Source organism: Novosphingobium sp. FKTRR1, from assembly GCF_020404405.1.
Taxonomy (GTDB): Bacteria; Pseudomonadota; Alphaproteobacteria; order Sphingomonadales; family Sphingomonadaceae; genus Novosphingobium.
In genome coordinates this window covers 1-16,999 of the sequence record NZ_JAIZDA010000037.1, presented here as the reverse complement: position 1 = coordinate 16,999, position 16,999 = coordinate 1, and the positions used below count along the sequence as shown (strand labels likewise).

Genomic DNA, 16,999 nt, shown 5'->3' with positions numbered 1-16,999 from the left:
CGGGCGGGTGATTTACGACAAATCGCGGCGGCCGGACCCCGTGCCTTGGCTTTGCTGGCTCGACGTGTCATCCGGCTTGCTAGACACGGGCTTGGGTTCGTGCGGGAGATAGCCCCGGCGCGTGATTTGGTGCCATCCGAGCACCGGCAGGAAAAACCCCTCGACCGCGATAGCGACCCATGACGGCACGGTTGCTTGGCCGCGCTGGTTCAGCAGCATGACGGCGGCGACGCAAACGAGGATCAAGGCCGAATAGATGTTGTTTTCCCGCGCCCATACCCGGTGACGAAGGCGGGAATCTTCACGGTGTTCCGTGAAAAGTCCTTTCTCGCCTCTCATGGACTTAACTTTGTAGCGTTGTCCGGTTTCGGTTGGTGTCCAATTGGTGGACACGTCAGGCCATGCACAGACGACGCCGACCATGGCCCACAGACCGCCGAACAGGTTGACCATGCCCCACAGGATTAAATACGGATCGGTGCGCCCGGCGACGACATAAGCCCCGGACGCCATCGCCGCGAACGCAGCGGTTGAGCCAACCCCTTCGACATCCCGCGCCACAGCGGCGCGGACGCCGATAGCGACCACGCCAAGGGTGTTGAACAGGGAGAGCTTGGCGGTGATGAAGCCGATTAGGGGTTGTGCGTCCGAAGTGTTGCCCACGAGCAGGATCGCGGCGGCCCATGCGATGGTAACGGGAAAAACATAGGTGAAAAACTTTTGCATGATCCTGCCCCTATTCGGCGCGTGTGAGAGAGTGGCGCGGCCGAGGCTTTGCGCGTCTATAGAGCGCCCAAGCCGCCGCGAGGTTGAACCATGCAACCGCGCCATAGCCGACGATCAGGGCCACGCCGCGCATGGTCAGGTGGCCGCCGGAGCCAAGCCCGAAATCGGACCATTCGGCATTTCCGCCCATCGCGTAGCGCCATTGGAGATCGCCATAGATTGCGAGGTTGCGGAGGAACAGAACCGCAAGGCCGAGATCGAAGGCGAGTGCCGGGCCGACATCGAGCCAGAAACGCCATTTGGCGTCACCCCTCCCCTGCCCTTCCGCTGGATTGCTTTGCGCCGGGACATCCGGGCTGGCCTCGACCAGCACGAGCGCGGTTTTTGTTTCCTTACCGTCAGCCGACATTTTGACCCCCATAGAGGATGTTTAAACGCACTCGCCTAAGCGGACTGTAGATAACTGCAATAATGATATTGTAGACAACGCGAGAACGCAAGCAAGCCGGGCCTATTTCTTACCGATCCGCGTTGCCGTCTCGCTCTTTGGCGGCCGTGCGCTTATTGTTCAGAAGCATGACGCCATGCGCGGCGAAGCCGCAGGCGATCAGGACGGCCCCGACGATGACGCTATGCCGGACATCCACAGCCAAGGCGCTGCCCGACACAAAGGACCACAGGACGCCCGCGACGGCGCACCAGAACGCGGCGATACCGGCGACCGCGCCCACTGACTTTATCCGACCGCTCAACGCTCTTGCCATTTTGACCCTCCACCACTTGCGGAATGAGGCTACAGCATATACTCTACTTGTGGACAACGTAAATAGTCCCAGAACTAATTTCTCGCGTCGTTTAAACGCTCTCACCCAAAAGGAGCCGTGTCGTGACCCAAAACGAAGACACCGAAACGCAGCGGCAGCAGGCACAGGCCGAGCGCGATTTCATCGCCGCACGCGACCAGCTTGCGGAGCAGGACGCCGCAGCGCGACAGGCTGAACTTGAGCAGCAGGGCCGCACCTTCACCGTTGCCACAGCGGGCTTAGGCGAGACTGACGGCTTAACCGCCGAGGAAGCCCTTGCCGAATGGATCGATGGCGAGAACGCGCACCTTGTTCGCCATGAGCTTGAAGAAGCGGACGGGCGAGTAATTTTGAATACCCGGCATTTGCGGCACGACCCCGAAACCGAAGGAATGACCTTGCTTGAGGCGGGTTTCAGCCGCCTTGAAGCAACGACCCACGCCGGGCTTGTCGCGGAGATCAACCGCGAAGACTTCAATTTCGGTCAGCACTTCATTTTTGACACATCCACGGAAACCGGCCGGGCGGCTTTGACCGAATACCATAACGATCCGTTCGCCTATGTTGACCAGCACAGCCAACCCCAAGGGAAGGGCTGGCCTTTGCCAGAGCAGCAGGAGAGCGGGGAGCGTTTAAACACTTCCGCGTTTGCGCCTGATGGCCCGTTGGATATGCCACAGCCCGCAGCCCTCACGCAGGAGGAACAGCGCCTAGCAGCGACCACCCCCGAACATATCCGCGACGAGCTTCTAAATCATGCCCCGGCACAGCTTCGGGAGCAGATCGAGGAAACTTATCAGGTGTTTGCAGAGGATCAGAAGACAGCAGCAAATTTGCTTGGCGGGATGGACGCAGAAAACGACCAAGCTTCCTATGTCACCCTTGAAAGTATGATTGCCGCGCACAAGAGCAACTATATTTCTGAGGGTGCGTTTGATCTAGCAGAGTTTGCCGAAATGCGCGGCCAAGGCGAGCGGGCAGCGCATTATCATTCCGTCGCCACTGACCACGCTATCGACGCCGGGGAAAAGTGGGCTATAGCGGAAGCAGGGCCGAACACCGACGGCCTTGTTACGGCATTATACCAAGCCGGGGCCGATGGTATTACCAGCGACTATGAGACAGCCCTTGAGCGCGGCAAGCCAAACCTTGCGGCCGAATATATGCGCGACAATACCCCGCCGACGCCTAGCCCGGCCATGCAGGAGGCCGAAGAAGCGCGGCTTGCAGAACAGCAGCCCGAAGCCCTCACTTTGGAGGCCATCGAGCGCGATCCTATGAACGCGGTGCGGATGTCGTTTCCGAAGGATGCCGCGCCAGAACTCGTTGAAGCCGCCGAATATGCGACTTTCTTTGCCGAGCAGTGGAGCGGCGACGGGCAGATTGCCGAGGCCGCCTCAGATCGGCGGCGCGGCGAGATTGGGGACCGGATTTATGAACTTTACGGGGAAGATGCGCCGGGCTTTGTTCCCGATATGGACTCGATGAGTCCGCAGCAGAAGCATGACTGGCACGTAAAGGTTGACGAGAAGTTTCCCGCAATCGCCGCATGGCGTGGCGAAATGATTTCCGCTTTGGAGCGCGAGGGTAACGCGGATCAGCAGCCCGAAGCCCTCACGCTTGAGGCTATCGAGCGCGATCCGTGGAATGCGGTTCGCCTTGATATTCCGCAGGACGCCGACAAGGTTCTTTTAGAGGCGACGTTTGACAAAGCGGCAGCCTGTGAAGAATTGCTGCACAGTGCAAGCGAATGGGCAGACCAAGAAGGGAAGCCCCGTGTTGCACGCAATCTTTGGGAGCTTGGCGACTACGCCGAGCACCGGGCAATCGCTTCTGAACGGTTGCTCGCTAATATGGACGAACACGGGGTTGATTTGGTGCAAGACCTTCAACCATTCGTTCCCGACGATGGACTTGACCGCTTAACAGCCGCGCCGACTGATAAACCTTGGCCGACCAAGGGCAGCGCGGTGGAGTATATCGAACAGGTCCGCACTTCCCGCGATGAACCTGACCCGGATCACACGCCGGAGCCGGGCGGTCCCGGTTCGGACAAGCAGCAGCCCGAAGCCCTCACCTTTGAGGGCATCGAGCAGGCGGAGCCGGTCAACGAAAATTTTCCCCTCACGCTTGAGGCTCTCGCAGAACACCCCGCGCATGTCTTAGACCGCACTATTCCCGCCGATAGCAGCGACGAACTTTTATTGGCCGCTTATGAGGCGGCCGGGAAGGTAAGGAAGTTTGCCGCGACGGCCGACCTAGGTGGGGATGAGACAAGGCCATACGAGGCCGTCTTAGCCGCCTTTGCTGAAAACGTCCAAGAGGGCATCGGCGCTGTTTTGGAGAGCCGGGGCGTCCCTATTCCTCCAAACCCGGACATGGCCGCCAATCAGAATAACTCGGAACATCTTGCCCCCATCGCCGGAACCGACACGCCGCAGGAGCAGGGAGCCGAGGCGGAGCAGAAACCAGCCGGTCCCTATGCGGTGCATTTGAAGAACGGGCGCACGTTCGATAATTTGGATGCAGCGGAGGCCGTGGATTTGTTCGCACATCATCACGGCTATAGGCTGGAAAGCGGCGAGGCTTTTAATCGGCTTCACGCCAGTAGCGACGGGGAGACTATTCACACCGATCAGCGTTTTGCGCTCTACAAAGACGGCGAGTTTGCCATAGTGGGGAACACTTATGAGGGACTCGCGCAGGGTGTTGTAATCGCATTGGAAGGTGAGGGCATTTCTATGGCCGCGCCGGAGATCGAGCAGGCGAAGCCAATGCCTTCCGAACAATGGGCAAACATGATCGGTGAAACCGAAGCGGAATTGCGTTTCGCCACCGACAACGACCAGCAGAGCCGCAGCGATATTCTTGCCGACCGCTTGGACGGGCTGCAAACCCAAGCGGCGCTAGGAGCGCCTATCGCGGCTTTCCTTAATAAACAAAACCACGACTTTACGCCGCGTGAGATTGAGGAAATCGCCTACACAGCGGCGGAAAATAATGTCCTTGACCGCCACGAACGCGGGCGCGGCGAAATCGCATTGGACGGTTTGAACGATGTGGCGGGGCGCGAAAGCGTCGCAGCCATGACCGATTATCTTACCTCACATCGCATTTCCGATGACGCAGACCTTTACCTTGTTCACCGGATCAACAAGGCGGCCGAGGGCGTGCTTGAGGACAAGACCAGCAGGGACGCCGAACCTTGGGAGCGCGACGAACTGGAAGAACTGGCGGCCGTCAAGGCCCGCGAGATCGAGGCCAAGGGGTTGTTGCATGAAATGACCCGCGACCGGGAGGAAGCGCCGGAGCGCGGCCCGGATGGCCCGAACGGGCCGGGCAGCGGGCCAGATAACCGACCTCCCAATGATCCACCGACGCCGCCTAGCGCCAGTGTGGAGACATCCGGCCCGGACCTAGACCCGGACGGCCCCGGAGGCACGCCGCATTCCGCAGCCCTCACCCTTGAGGCCATGCAGCGCGATCCGTGGAACGCGGTCACGATGCCTATTCCAGACGGGGCCGATTGCGACCTTTTGGAGCGGATCGGCATGACGGCCGACGATTGCGCTTCCGCCGTCATGGAGAAGGCCGAGCTTGGCCCCTACGACCGGGCCGCGCAGGCGTTTGCGGCGGCTGATGGACGCTGCGCCGAGGTAGAGGGCCGCCTTGAGCAATTGGCCTGCCTTGAACAACCGGAGGCTATCGACATGGACCGCACCGCACGGGAGCCGGGCGACAACAGCACGCCTTGGGGCCAGCTTGAAACCGATCTTGCGGCGCGTATCGGCTTCCTTGAAGGGATGACCGGCCGCACCGATCACCCGGACCAACGCGCCTATGCCGAAGCACAGGCAGGCATGAGCGAGCAGATTTCCGCCACGGCGGACCCGGCGGAACGGGCCGGGCTTCGCCGCGAGAAAAATGCCCAATCGCAGGATTACGCCGCGTCGCTGTGCGAGACGGGCTATCTCGCCCTTGGGGCAGACGGCCAGTATGAGAGCGCGTCCAGCTATCAGCAGGAGGCGGCCTTGCGGCGCGAGATCGCGGGCAATCTTCGCGGGCCGGAAATCACCCCGCCAGATCACGACCCGGAAAGGCGGGAGCAGATCGGCCGCGATATGGCAGCGGTTGCCGCCGAGGTTGCCCTTGGGCGCACCGCCCGCACGGAAACCGTGGTGCAGGGGCCGAACGTGGCCGAGCAGCAGGGCCAAGAGATCGACCCGCACGACATCAAAGGCCAGCCCGGCAAGGGCGACTATGCGGCCTTGCGGGCGGAGACAGCGGCACGAGCGGAGCCGGAGCAAGAGCCAGTCGTGCAGGTTCGGCCGGTGCTTGAGGATTATGATGACCCGTCCTTGCCGAAGCCCTATCGGCCCGAAAAGTCCCGGCAGAAAATGCCGGTCTATGTCCCCGGCGCTGGCTTGGTGACGGTGGATCAGCCGGGGAATGGCACACGCCGGGACGCGGCCGTTGTTGCACTGGCGGCCGAGGTAAACGCCATGAACAAGGACGGTTCCGGCGAGGTATCAGACGCACGAGCCGAGGACGCGGCACAGCTTTTCGACCAGCAAGAGAAGGTCAAGCGTGAAGTGCCGAGCAGCGTTGAAGCGTCAGCCGTTTCGGCCGCAAGGGACGTGAACGCCGAACCGTCCGACCGCACGTTGTCGCGGATCGAGCGGGCGCAGCAGGCGGCCGAGCGTGAAGAAGCCCACGAACGCGAGAGCGGCCGGGATGCAGGCCGGGCCATGGGCGGCGGACGCGAAATGTAACCCCTGCCCCGGTCCTCACCCGACCGGGGCAATCTTGCCTAGCGGCACGGGGTTGTTTCCGTTATCCTGTCGCCTTATACACTTCTTCCAAGTTCGGATTGTCCACAATGCGAGTAATTGCGATATTAAGCGAGAAAGGCGGGGCGGGAAAAACCACGCTATCTGTGCATCTTGCGACGGCGGCAACGCTCGCGGGACAGGCGACGGTTATTCTCGACCTCGACCCACAGGGCAGCGCCTATGCGTGGTCACAGCGGCGGGACATGCCGCCAGAGGCCGAATCCATTCAGCCCGTCGCCCTGCCCGGCTGGCTCGACAAGCTGAAAGCCGCCGAGGCTTCGCTTGTGGTGCTCGACACCGGGCGCGACGCCAACAACGCAGGTTATACGGCCGCCAAAGCCGCCGACCTGATCTTGATACCGTGCCGTGCCGGGGGCTTCGATTTCCTCGCCCTTGGCCGGACCTTGGACCTCTGCCGCCTTGCCGGGAAAAGGCCGTTTGTCGTGTTGAACGCAATCCGGCCCGGTTCGGTCAAGGCGGTGGACGAAGCCCGCGAATTGCTTGCGGGCATGGAATGCGACCTTGCGCCCGTTGTGTTGCACGAACGGGCGGATTTCCGGGCCGCGAGCGTGGCAGCACGCAGCGCACAGGAGATTGACCCCACAGGCAAGGCCGCCAGCGAAATTGAGGAGCTTTACAAGTGGACGACGCAACAACTCGCATCAAAGCCAACCCCACAACGAAAGGGAGCCGCAGCATGAAAACCTCACTGAAAGACATCGCGGCCGATATGAAGCCCGGTCGTGCGGAGCCTGCCCCGGCCAAGGTGATCGACCCGAAGAACTACCGCACGGCTGAGACGAGGGCCGACACGCGGCAGGTATCGGGCCACTTCCCGGCCGAGGACGTGAAGGCGTTTAAACGCATGGCGCTTGAGGCCGATATGGACGTGCAAGAGATGATGGCCGAGGCGTTCAACATGGCTTTTGAACGCTACGGACTGCCGAACCGGATGGAGATCGTAAGCGGCCGTCGCAAGCGTGCGTGAGAGGGGTTTTTCCCCTCTCATACATTGACGTGTTGTGGACAACGCGCTTATACCAGAAATAGACAAATTTACTTGGCGGGGTTGCCATGGAGCTTAGCGACAAGGAGCGCAAACGTCTGGCCGACCTGTTCGGCAAGCTGGCCGATGGCGGGCCGGAGGCGGTTGTTGCCGGACAAATGATTAGTTCCATGGCAAAGCGCCTAGGCGTCAGTGGCGGCGACCTTCAAGCCATGGTCATGCGTGGCAGCGCCAGCGCGGCAGGGAAGGGGCCGACGCCATCGGCCGCGCCTTCATCGCCACAGACACGGACAGCGCCCACAGCCTCACCCAAGGCGCATGTGACCTGCCCGCATTGCCGGGCAGTTAGCCGCGTTCCAGCAGATCGCGGACGCATTCGCGTAACCTGCCCGACTTGCGCGGGTGCATGGGAGTGGGAACCGGGCGCACCCGTCGCCAAGAACGGGTTTGCTTCCGGCGGGGTGCAGAGCCGTGGGAAGAAGCTTATTTTTGCGGTCCCGGTCGATGGCGGTGCAAGCGAAAACTGGCAGCGGATAAAGACCTTTGGCCCATCCCTGTTCACGGCAGCGGCGGGCTTGGAGGTTGCGCTTGCCTTCAACAAGCACGACGAAACCAAAGACCGCGACCCTATCGTGTTCACACCGTTTACACGCAGCATTCAGAGCGTCACCGGGGCGCTTGATGACCTGCATTACCGGAAAGGGACGCATTTCGATCTTGGCGATTTTCTTGCCGAATGCACCCGTCATGATGACATCGGCACGGCTATTTATCCGGTCAGAACGCCAACCTTTGTAGACCATCGAGCGGAGCTTCATTCTAAAAAACTGGCGGGCAAGGGTCAGCGCCTTATCGTCCTATATGCGCCCGGCAGGGCCGAGGCATTTTGGGAATGTATGGCCCAATATAAAGACGAGTCGTGGTTTGGCGCGAAGTTGCCTGACAGCTACGACTTTGGCCCTCACCGGCAAGAAAACTCGATTGATCTTTCTATCAAGCGGTATTTCCAAACACACAAGCCGGAAATATTGCAGGATCATAAAAGGTGGATGTTCGCTCTGTATGAGTTGTATTCTGAGGCTTGGCATTACCGGAAATTCGTTACGATGGTTCGGGAGAGCGGCGGGGCCGTTCTGCCCTTCGACACATCCACCAAGAGCAGGTTAGCGGATTTGCTTAGTGCAGTCGGGGCATTGACGGCTCATGGCGTCGCCCATGTCCGGGCCAATCAAAAGACCCTCCCCGGTGCTGCCATGCTCTTGCAACACATGGGAGGCTGACCAGCCATGAACATCACCGAGAAGGACCGTAAGCGCCTGTCAGACCTGTTCAGCAAGCTTGCCGATGGCGGGCCGGAAGCCGAGGTTGCGGGCAAGATGATCGGCACCATGGCGAAGCGCCTAGGCGTCAGTGGCGGCGAGCTACAAGCCATGGTGTGGCGCGGCAGTTCGACCGAGGCAGCAGCCACGGCCCCGCAGCCTGACACCCGCCCGCCTTTCCGACCGACCGCCTATCCCGACCGGGTGCATATCCCGTTTTGGTGCTCGAAAACCGGCAGGGCAGCGGTTGCGATTTTCCAGAATCGCGGGCGCGGCGCGAAGCCCTACCAACTCGACCACATGCGCGAGATCGACGCGGAGACGGCCGACGACAGCGCCTTGCCGCCCAAGGCGGCCTTTCCCGACACGTTGCTAGATTGGACGCCGTTTGGCACGTCCACGGCCGCGACGCCGCGTTGCCCGTGCTGCAATGCTATTTTCATGAGCGGCCTACAGTGCGATGAGTGCAACACGCTTTGTTGCCCTGGCAGTTCCTACCGGCGCGGGCTTTGGTTCCGCTATCGCTGCGTTTGCGGCGCGGACGGTTGGCTAGGCTTTAGCGGGAAACGGAAGGTTTCGGCCGAGGACGCCACACCGCAGGGGCGGGGAGATCGGCCCGACTTGTCGCACACCGACACCACGCCACGCCTACCGGCTGCAAAGGGGCGTAGATGACGCAGCAACGCCGCAGCCGGACCTATCTTGAGGGTGCGACCTACGACATGCGCGAGTATGTCAAGCGCCTTGGCGGGCGGTGGGATAAGGAGCGCAAGGCGTGGTATGTCCTTGGCGACGTGCCGGAGCTTCTAGGCGACCTTGTGCAACCCGAACCGGGTAAGGCTCCGCGCTTCCCCATGCCGTTTGCCCCCGACATGGAGGACAAACCGCAGCCGAAGGCCGTCACCAAAAACGGGGCGGCAAAGGCGATGCTTCGCAAACCGCCCCTCACCGACGCGCAGGCCGATTTTTTTGTGCCTGCCCTTTACGACATAGGCAGCAAGGAAACGCGCCTTACGATGGACTTGGCGCTATTCCGCTTGTCCAAGAAAGACCTTCGAGCCGGGCAAACGCTCCGCTATGTCCTGCCCGATGGTTTCGCGGACGTGCAGGCCGGGGCGGCGGGCATGGCGTCGATTTGGGATTACGATATTGTCCTAATGGCAATTTCGCACCTTACCGAAGCCATGAACCGCTACCGTGCGGGCGGGGGCGAGCTTCCAAGCCGGAAATTTCGGCCGCATGTTTCGGAGATCCTCAAGTTTTGTCGCAAGGGAGACGGCGGCCGACAGGCGGACGAGATCGCGGCGGCGCTCAATCGCTTGAGTTCCACCATGATCCGCATTGTTCGCCGTGGCGCGGACGCACGAGGGCGGCCGATGCAGGCCGACCAAGCCGAGGGCTTGTTGAACAGCTACAAGGTTCTTTCCTACACCGATTCTAACAAGCTGGCGGCCGTCGAAATCACCTTGCCAGAATGGCTATATCAACGGGTTGTCGAAGGCGAGAAGCCGGAAGTCTTGACCGTTCATCGGGACTATTTCTTGATTGACGCTGGCATAGGCCGGTTCCTGTATCGCCTCGCCCGGCAGCACGCAGGCAAGGGCCGGGCGACATGGTATTTCAAAACCATTTACGAACACAGCGGCAGCACCGGCACTCTAAAGAAATTCACCGAGAACCTGCGTCGGATCGTTCAGGCGAACGACCTGCCCGAATACGGCCTTGTCGAGAGCAAGGGGCAGGCCGGGCCGTTGCTGGTTATGTCCTACCGCGAGGCGGCCCCGGCCGCTTTGCTAGAGGACGCGGCGGCAAGCCCCCAATAGACGGATGGCCTGCACGCTTGGCGACACGGGCCACGACCCGCAGACGGTCCCTAATAGACGGAATCGACCGGCGGGGCGGCAGTTTCGCACCCCCTCCCCGATTCGCGTTCCTGTAAGTCGTTGATTTGCCTATGTTTCGGTTTCACCGTTTCCGTCTATTAGGGGCCACGGCCCTGTTTTGCGGCCTTGCGAGGCGCTGCCTGTGGATAACTTGGCCCCCGGTTGTGGATCAACCGTCTATTAGGGGCCGCGCTCCGTCTATTAGGGGCCGGTTTCCGTCTATTAGGGACCAATCTCCGTCTATTAGGGACCGGACGCCTTCGCAAGTCGTTGATTTTATGGACGAAAATGGCACTTTTTTCGGCTAAAACCTATTAAAACATATATAAAACATCTAAAACGTCGCAGCTTGTGGACAACGCCATGACACGGTTGACGACGATCCGATTGAGAGGGCGTTTAAACGCTTCTGACATGACCGCACCGACTTGGACCTGTTGCCTTTGCAAACGCCCCTTCACCCCGAAGGGCAGGGAGAGCGTCACAGCCTGCCGACAATGCCGGGTCAGCTTCCTATCCAGCATGGAGCTAAGCAGCCCGGACAAGCAGGCATGGCATACAGAGGTTCAACGCCTACGAACGCAGATCGCGGCGCTTTACGCCGAGCTTGAGACGGCCGAGGCCAGCTATGAGCCTTGGCGGGTGAAGCCGGTTCCAGAGCTTGGCGCATAATTCATGAATTTCGCACCACTCGACCGGCCCTTGTGACAAAAGCCTTTTCTTGTTGCAAAAGTCCGGTGCGAAAAGAAAGCAAGAAAGCGGGCTATTGAAGGGGTGATGTAACTGCATTATCATCACATCTTGCAGTTACGGAGTTCGACCATGCCAAGGGCCAGTCAGCACCCCAAGGAAACCAGCTTTAACCTTCGCATCGACCCCGGCCTAAAGGCCGCCTTCACCAAGGCGACCGAGGCCGAGGATAAGCCCGCCGCCCAAGTGGTGCGGGATTTCATGCGGGCCTATGTCAAGCAGCGTGAGCGCCGCGCTTTCGAGGCAGAGGCCCGGCGGCAATCCCTGATCCTTGCGGAAGCCGCCCGCGATCCGAACAGCGGAGAGGCCGAGGCTTTGCGTTGGGTTGAGGCGGCGGCGGATGTTGAGGGCTGGACGGCGTGAAACGCGGTGACGTTGTGATCGCCGTTGCGCCCGGTGAATACGGGAAGCCGCGCCCGGCCGTGATCGTGCAGGCCGACAGCTACGCCTTGGCATCCCTTACCATCGCGCCTTTGACGAGCGACCTTCAAGACGTGCCTTTCCTTCGCATTCCGGTAGAACCCGACGCGACGAACGGCTTGCAAAAGCCTTCGCAAATCATGATCGACAAGATTTTGACGGTCGGACGGGGCAAGATCGGTCAGCAGATTGGCACACTCGACCGGGCGACCATGCGCCGCGTGAATCAGGCGCTTGTGTCGTTCTTGGATTTAGAGGACGCCGCAGCATGAGCAGGAAGAAGCTAACTAGGCTGTCCAAAGTCTTGCTTGGCACATCTGCCGACCTGCGCCGCGCCGGTCTTGTGACCCCGGCCACGCATGAAAGGATCGTGCAGCGGATCAGCGGCAAGCCACTAAGCCCGGAGAGCGCGGCGGCCCTTGATACCCCACGCCCGAACCGGGCCACCCGGCACGCCATGGGTGAGCTAGAGGAAGGCAAGGGCAACACGGCCGCGAGCGTGGCCGGGCTTTTCAAAGATTTGGGCATCTAGCCTGTAGAACCATGTCGTATAATCGGCTATTCCTGTTGTCAGAAATGGCACAACTCGGATAGCCCATGATCTACGGAGGCATAATGCTATGAGCGCCGCGCTACCCGACCGGCTCACCCCGGAGGTTTGGGCGCAGATCGACGCGCACCGCAGCCTTGGCGTCATGGACGCGGCCACCTATCGGGAGGTTGTCGGTTGCTACGAGGCCCGCGACCGCAAGGGTTATCTCATGCTCTTGCACCCAGACGAAAGCCCGGACCTTGCCGGGCCAACAGCCGGTTGCGTGAACCCGCCGAGCAAGTTTCGCTCAGATGCAAAGTGGATTCATTACCGCGATACTTGCGTTATTCCGATGATCGCCGCTTGCCCGGACGATCCGAATTGGCCGCTCCGGCTCGCACAGATCGAGAAAATTCTAGCGTGGCGGGCCAGTATCCCGGCCGAAGATCGTTTTTGGAAGGTGGACCCATGAGCCAGCCAATTGCCGCACAGTCTGCCCGCGCCGGAGTTTTGCCGGTTGCCCTCGCAACCGTGGGCGGCCTCGCCCTTGCCCTGATTCTTCGCGGCGCGGTCGATTATGGGAGCCTGTCAGGGGCTTACCAGATGCAGGCCGCGAGCGCCTACGCGCTGGCCTTTCTGGCGGCCTATGCAATCCCGCTCTTGACCCGCGCACGGTTCCCTTACCGGCAGGTGGTGCGGGTGCTTTCCTTCGGTTCGGCCGCGATCCTCGCCTTGCTTGCGGTGCTGGATCACTTCGACATGCCCGCCCGTGACGCCTACGCTGCGCTTGCCGTCATCGTGGCGCTTGTCCCCGGCCTACTGGCGAGCATCGCCCCACGGGGCCGATAATGGCGATTTACGGCTATGCGCGGGTTTCGACGGACGGCCAGAGCGTCGCGGCACAGGTTGCCGCTTTGACGGCCGCAGGCGCGGGGAAGGTGTTTCAGGAAGTGGCGAGCGGGGCCAAGACCAACCGCTTGCAGCTTCGCCGCGTGCTCGACCAGCTCGACGCCGACGACGTGCTCTTAGTCGCCCGGCTTGACCGCTTGGCGCGATCCACCCGCGACCTGTTGAACATCCTCGCCACGATCACCGAGCGCGGCGCGGGCTTCCGATCCTTGGGCGACGCATGGGCCGACACCACCACGGCCCACGGCCGCTTGATGCTGACCGTTCTAGGCGGGCTGGCCGAGTTCGAGCGCGAGTTGATCCGCACCCGCACAGGCGAGGGCAGGGACCGCGCCAAGGCTCGCGGGGTGAAAATGGGCAGGAAGGCCAAGCTTACCCCTCACCAGCAGCGCGAGGCCGTCCAGAGGCGCGAGAGTGGCGAAGCCGTGCGCGAGATCGCCCGCAGCTACAACGTCCATCACAGCACGATTTCGAGGCTCGCAGCATGAACAACCAACTTCCCGCCCCATGGGCAACGACTGTCTTGCCGGAATACCGCCCCGGCTCGACCGGCCCGAATTTCAGGGCCATGACGCGGGACCAGATCGAGGCTTGGAAGTTGGACGGCTTGCGGGCAACGGCCTTACGGGCATTCCACGAGCGCCGGAAGTTTCCTCTTGGATCGCCGGAGCGAACGGGCCGGTTTCAGATGGTGCAGGCGGCCCGCAAGGGATACCGCGCCATCGTAGATCAGCGCGACATGGAGCATTGCACCTTTGCCTTTGAGCGGCAGGCGGCCGAGCAGATCGAGGCGATAGCGGCCGAGCGCGGAATCCCCGTTTCAGCCTTGCTTATGGAGGTGATGAGAACCGCCCTATGGCGTTTCGGGATCAAGGACGGGATCAGGAGCGTAAGCGCCACCTTGGGCGATGACACGCCGGACGCTTCCCCTTTGGCCGGGGCAGCATTGGCCCGGCAGGACGCGGCCGAACCGGAAACCTCGTTTCTCACGCGGCAGGCGCAGGCGACCGTCTTCGCCTTCGACATCTTGCGCGAAGTCGAACGGGAGTTGATCGAGGACGAGTCCGGCATTGCCGACACGATCCCCGAAACCGTCATGGACACCCTCACGACCGCAATCCGCGCCACGGCCGCAGCCGTGAAGGCACTCCGGCAGATCGACGGCCCCGGCATCGAGCCGCAGCCCGTCACAGGCGGCGACAGCGCCGAGGTTCAGGTTGCCATGCACACGCACACCAAGGAGGCGTTTTGCCGTGTCAGCAGCTATCGCAATGGCAGGATGACCGGGCGTGTTGACCTTCCGGCCGACACCCTCACCGTTGCCGAGGTTGACGGGATCGTAAGCCAGTTGCTTCGCCTGTCCGGCGCTTCCTGATCGGCGCGAGCGCGTCGTTTAAACGCTTCCGGTCCCACGGGCAGACAAGCCGGGGCAGGGGCCAAGATTTCCACCGCAGACCAGCAGGCCGAAAAGAGGGCAGGGGAGGCCGTAGAGGGCTTTTCCTGCCCTTTGGTGCTTGAGGGACAGCCACACCAGCCCACGCACCCGCCTGTCACGCTGTAGGGGCCACAGACGCCCTTGAAGTGATCGCAGACCCATCCTTGAGCGCCGAGGGCCATAGGGCCGATTTCAGGGCCACGATAGCCGGAGACGTTTTCGGAGATCGCCCGACGATGCTTCCCGTTTCAGGGGAGGCCGCCACATCAAATATTCGGAGCTTCGACAAGGGGCAAAACCTATGCCCGTCAGTGTCACCGCTTCGCTATCTCAAGTGAAAAAACCGGGGCCGAGTTGGCGCAAGCGCCTGCCCGCCCCAACCCCTCTTTTTCCCGTGAGATCGCCCCTTATCCGGTCATGAACGGTTGCCATCGAAGCCCCAAAACGGCGGCTTCCCAAATACTGAAAGGCAAACATCATGAATATCGGTCAATTCACCAAGAACGAAAGCGGCTTTATCGTTGGTTCAATCGTCAGTCCCTTCGGCACTCTGAAAGGTGTTTCTTTCGAGCCGATCACAGCAAAGGGCAACGGCCCCAACTACATCTTGACGATAGATGGCGGAGAGCTTGGCGCGGCTTGGTCCAAGACAAGCGCCAAGGGCAACGAATACCACTCGGTTTCGATCCGCTCCCCCTTCCTTCCGGCTTCGGTCAACTGCGCCTTGCTGGAAAGCACCCGCACACCCGGCACGTTCGCCCTCGTGTGGGACGAACCGAAGAAAGACGACGCCCAAGGCTAACCGATCCGATCAGCCCCGCCCTAACCCGGCGGGGCCGACGATCCAAAAACATAACAACGGGAGGATACGACCATGCAGCTTATCGAGCACAGATATTCAGACAAGCCAGCACGCTACTACATCAACAGTCGCAGGGTATCCCGCGACACCTACGAACTGGCGATTGTTACCGCTCGGATCAAAGGGCAGCAGCATTCTTGCTTTATGACGAAATGCAAAGAGGCCAGCAACGGGCGCTTTCATCGCGTCAATTACAGCACGCTAGGTGGTGCAGTATGAGCCGCCCAACCTGCCTATACCTCGACCAATGCGGCAACCGCTTTTTCGCAAAGACCCTTCGGGAGCTTTGCCAGCAGGTTCCGGGCAAAGTCTCGATTATGTATCGAGACAAGAGCGACGGGCCAACCGTCCGCGTCGGATACGTCATCGGCCAACATTGGTTGACCTGCTATGTGCCAATGGAAAAACCCATTGGTCAGGGCGGTGCATGATGCCCGCCACCCAAACACCCGGCGACGCATTGAACGCCGCCCTTGCCAGATCGGAGCAAATTCAACGGTTCACCGAACCGGGCGCGACGATCAGCCAAGACGCTGTTTGGGACGAGATTTACCAGCTTTCGACCGAGATCAACATTTTACTTCGATCAATTAGCCACGTCATACATGGAGCTTCAAAATGACCAAAGAACGCTATCCCGCTATTTCCGATTTCAGCCTTGCCGTGATCCTACACGCCAAGCCCGGCGCAGCGATCACACCGGCCACGGTGGACGCAGCCCTTGCAGATCGGCCGCAGTTCAGCTTAACGGCCGACAGCTACGAAACCGTGATTGCCGACCTCGCCAAACATCACATGATCGAAGGCGACGACAACGAGCTTACCGGCCTTGCCGATAACTTCGCCCGCATGTGGAGAGCATTTCTCGCCAAGCAGGCCAGAGGCCAGCCATGACGGCAGAGACGGGCCACACGGCGGGTCAGGCGTCAAAAGGTGGGTCCGGTTTTTTTCGTGAAGAACGAAAAAACTTCCGGTCCCGCCGCGAAGATGCGGCGCTTTTGACCCCTGCCCCTTTGTGCGACGGATGCGGAGGCATCGCAGCGGGGTCATTCGCCCCCGCTACGCGGCTAAGTTCGGTTCGGCCTTCGGCCCGAATCGAACAGGGTCATGGATGAAGAAAGAAGACTTTCAGATTACCCTTTTCAAATATCCTAGGCCAGCGCGGCTATGAGCGCAGATAACAAGACCTGTCCGGCGCAGCCGGACACACTATAACCCTACCGCATCCACCCGCGAACGACCGAGCCGACAGCGGCGGAAATTGCGGCGCATATAATAATTCTGATTATGTGATTCATTTACTCCCCGCAGTATGCTTTTATTATTCGATAACTTCGCAGATTATCGAAACATCCTTTAGTTTTCAACAACTATTAATTGCATTTATGGTTAATTGTAACTGCTCAGGAGGTTGGCAGAAAATGGTTGCGCGGTGACTCGGAGTTTGATTCACCCTGCTGATGGCCCCACCCCCGCTTCATGTGCTGAGCGAAGCTGAGAAGAACGAGCTTCTTCTGGCCCA

21 protein-coding genes are annotated in these 16,999 nt (G+C 60.7%); 18 read left to right on the top strand and 3 right to left on the bottom strand.

The features are described 5' to 3' along the window. Positions 1 to 12: 12 nt before the first annotated feature. From LDN95_RS20310 to LDN95_RS20300, 3 genes are all read right to left on the bottom strand, one after another. Positions 13 to 726, bottom strand: a complete 714-nt coding sequence (locus tag LDN95_RS20310; protein WP_226019375.1) for a hypothetical protein — start codon at positions 724 to 726, stop codon at positions 13 to 15. Between the two features lie 10 nt (positions 727 to 736). Further along, positions 737 to 1,135 (bottom strand): hypothetical protein, encoded by a 399-nt coding sequence (locus LDN95_RS20305; protein ID WP_226019374.1) that lies wholly within the window; start codon positions 1,133 to 1,135, stop codon positions 737 to 739. A gap of 109 nt (positions 1,136 to 1,244) precedes the next feature. Further along, positions 1,245 to 1,457 (bottom strand): hypothetical protein, encoded by a 213-nt coding sequence (locus LDN95_RS20300; protein ID WP_226019373.1) that lies wholly within the window; start codon positions 1,455 to 1,457, stop codon positions 1,245 to 1,247. Between the two features lie 155 nt (positions 1,458 to 1,612). Here LDN95_RS20300 and LDN95_RS20295 point away from each other — a divergent pair, with 155 nt between their 5' ends. The 18 genes from LDN95_RS20295 to LDN95_RS20210 all read left to right on the top strand — a co-directional run bounded on the left by LDN95_RS20295 (position 1,613) and on the right by LDN95_RS20210 (position 16,371). Continuing rightward, positions 1,613 to 6,301, top strand: coding sequence for a hypothetical protein (locus tag LDN95_RS20295; RefSeq protein ID WP_226019372.1), 4,689 nt, complete (start codon positions 1,613 to 1,615; stop codon positions 6,299 to 6,301). 107 nt (positions 6,302 to 6,408) lie between these two features. Continuing rightward, a complete protein-coding gene (locus LDN95_RS20290; RefSeq protein ID WP_226019371.1) occupies positions 6,409 to 7,062 on the top strand; it encodes a ParA family protein in 654 nt (217 codons plus the stop codon). Next, positions 7,059 to 7,349 (top strand): ribbon-helix-helix domain-containing protein, encoded by a 291-nt coding sequence (locus tag LDN95_RS20285; protein WP_226019370.1) that lies wholly within the window; start codon positions 7,059 to 7,061, stop codon positions 7,347 to 7,349. Before LDN95_RS20290 ends, LDN95_RS20285 begins: the two co-directional genes overlap by 4 nt. Before the next feature lie 86 nt (positions 7,350 to 7,435). Then, complete coding sequence (locus tag LDN95_RS20280; RefSeq protein ID WP_226019369.1) at positions 7,436 to 8,647, top strand: zinc-ribbon domain-containing protein; 1,212 nt, start codon at positions 7,436 to 7,438, stop codon at positions 8,645 to 8,647. Between the two features lie 6 nt (positions 8,648 to 8,653). Beyond that, positions 8,654 to 9,361, top strand: a complete 708-nt coding sequence (locus LDN95_RS20275; protein WP_226019368.1) for a hypothetical protein — start codon at positions 8,654 to 8,656, stop codon at positions 9,359 to 9,361. Then, positions 9,358 to 10,509: a replication initiator protein A gene (locus LDN95_RS20270; RefSeq protein ID WP_226019367.1), complete on the top strand. Its 1,152-nt coding sequence runs from the start codon at positions 9,358 to 9,360 to the stop codon at positions 10,507 to 10,509. The genes LDN95_RS20275 and LDN95_RS20270 overlap by 4 nt, the downstream gene beginning before the upstream one ends. Before the next feature lie 582 nt (positions 10,510 to 11,091). Next, a complete protein-coding gene (locus tag LDN95_RS20265; protein WP_226019366.1) occupies positions 11,092 to 11,241 on the top strand; it encodes a hypothetical protein in 150 nt (49 codons plus the stop codon). A 150-nt stretch (positions 11,242 to 11,391) separates the two neighbouring features. Beyond that, on the top strand, positions 11,392 to 11,682 hold the full coding sequence (locus LDN95_RS20260; protein ID WP_226019365.1) for an antitoxin MazE-like protein: 291 nt from the start codon (positions 11,392 to 11,394) through the stop codon (positions 11,680 to 11,682). Next, entirely contained in the window at positions 11,679 to 12,011 is a 333-nt protein-coding gene (locus tag LDN95_RS20255; protein WP_226019364.1) for a type II toxin-antitoxin system PemK/MazF family toxin, read from the top strand. The genes LDN95_RS20260 and LDN95_RS20255 overlap by 4 nt, the downstream gene beginning before the upstream one ends. Then, positions 12,008 to 12,271 carry a hypothetical protein gene (locus tag LDN95_RS20250; protein ID WP_226019363.1) on the top strand — a complete coding sequence of 88 codons (264 nt, stop codon included), beginning with the start codon at positions 12,008 to 12,010 and terminating at the stop codon, positions 12,269 to 12,271. The genes LDN95_RS20255 and LDN95_RS20250 overlap by 4 nt, the downstream gene beginning before the upstream one ends. Before the next feature lie 88 nt (positions 12,272 to 12,359). Further along, positions 12,360 to 12,743, top strand: a complete 384-nt coding sequence (locus LDN95_RS20245; RefSeq protein ID WP_226019362.1) for a hypothetical protein — start codon at positions 12,360 to 12,362, stop codon at positions 12,741 to 12,743. Further along, positions 12,740 to 13,120, top strand: a complete 381-nt coding sequence (locus tag LDN95_RS20240; protein ID WP_226019361.1) for a hypothetical protein — start codon at positions 12,740 to 12,742, stop codon at positions 13,118 to 13,120. Before LDN95_RS20245 ends, LDN95_RS20240 begins: the two co-directional genes overlap by 4 nt. Beyond that, positions 13,120 to 13,668: a recombinase family protein gene (locus LDN95_RS20235; RefSeq protein WP_226019360.1), complete on the top strand. Its 549-nt coding sequence runs from the start codon at positions 13,120 to 13,122 to the stop codon at positions 13,666 to 13,668. Before LDN95_RS20240 ends, LDN95_RS20235 begins: the two co-directional genes overlap by 1 nt. Continuing rightward, positions 13,665 to 14,555, top strand: coding sequence for a hypothetical protein (locus LDN95_RS20230; RefSeq protein WP_226019359.1), 891 nt, complete (start codon positions 13,665 to 13,667; stop codon positions 14,553 to 14,555). The genes LDN95_RS20235 and LDN95_RS20230 overlap by 4 nt, the downstream gene beginning before the upstream one ends. 538 nt (positions 14,556 to 15,093) lie before the next feature. Then, on the top strand, positions 15,094 to 15,417 hold the full coding sequence (locus tag LDN95_RS20225; protein ID WP_226019358.1) for a DUF736 family protein: 324 nt from the start codon (positions 15,094 to 15,096) through the stop codon (positions 15,415 to 15,417). Between the two features lie 72 nt (positions 15,418 to 15,489). Continuing rightward, positions 15,490 to 15,696, top strand: coding sequence for a hypothetical protein (locus LDN95_RS20220; protein ID WP_226019357.1), 207 nt, complete (start codon positions 15,490 to 15,492; stop codon positions 15,694 to 15,696). A gap of 208 nt (positions 15,697 to 15,904) precedes the next feature. Beyond that, complete coding sequence (locus tag LDN95_RS20215; RefSeq protein ID WP_226019356.1) at positions 15,905 to 16,099, top strand: hypothetical protein; 195 nt, start codon at positions 15,905 to 15,907, stop codon at positions 16,097 to 16,099. Beyond that, on the top strand, positions 16,096 to 16,371 hold the full coding sequence (locus LDN95_RS20210; protein ID WP_226019355.1) for a hypothetical protein: 276 nt from the start codon (positions 16,096 to 16,098) through the stop codon (positions 16,369 to 16,371). Before LDN95_RS20215 ends, LDN95_RS20210 begins: the two co-directional genes overlap by 4 nt. Positions 16,372 to 16,999 lie beyond the last annotated feature (628 nt).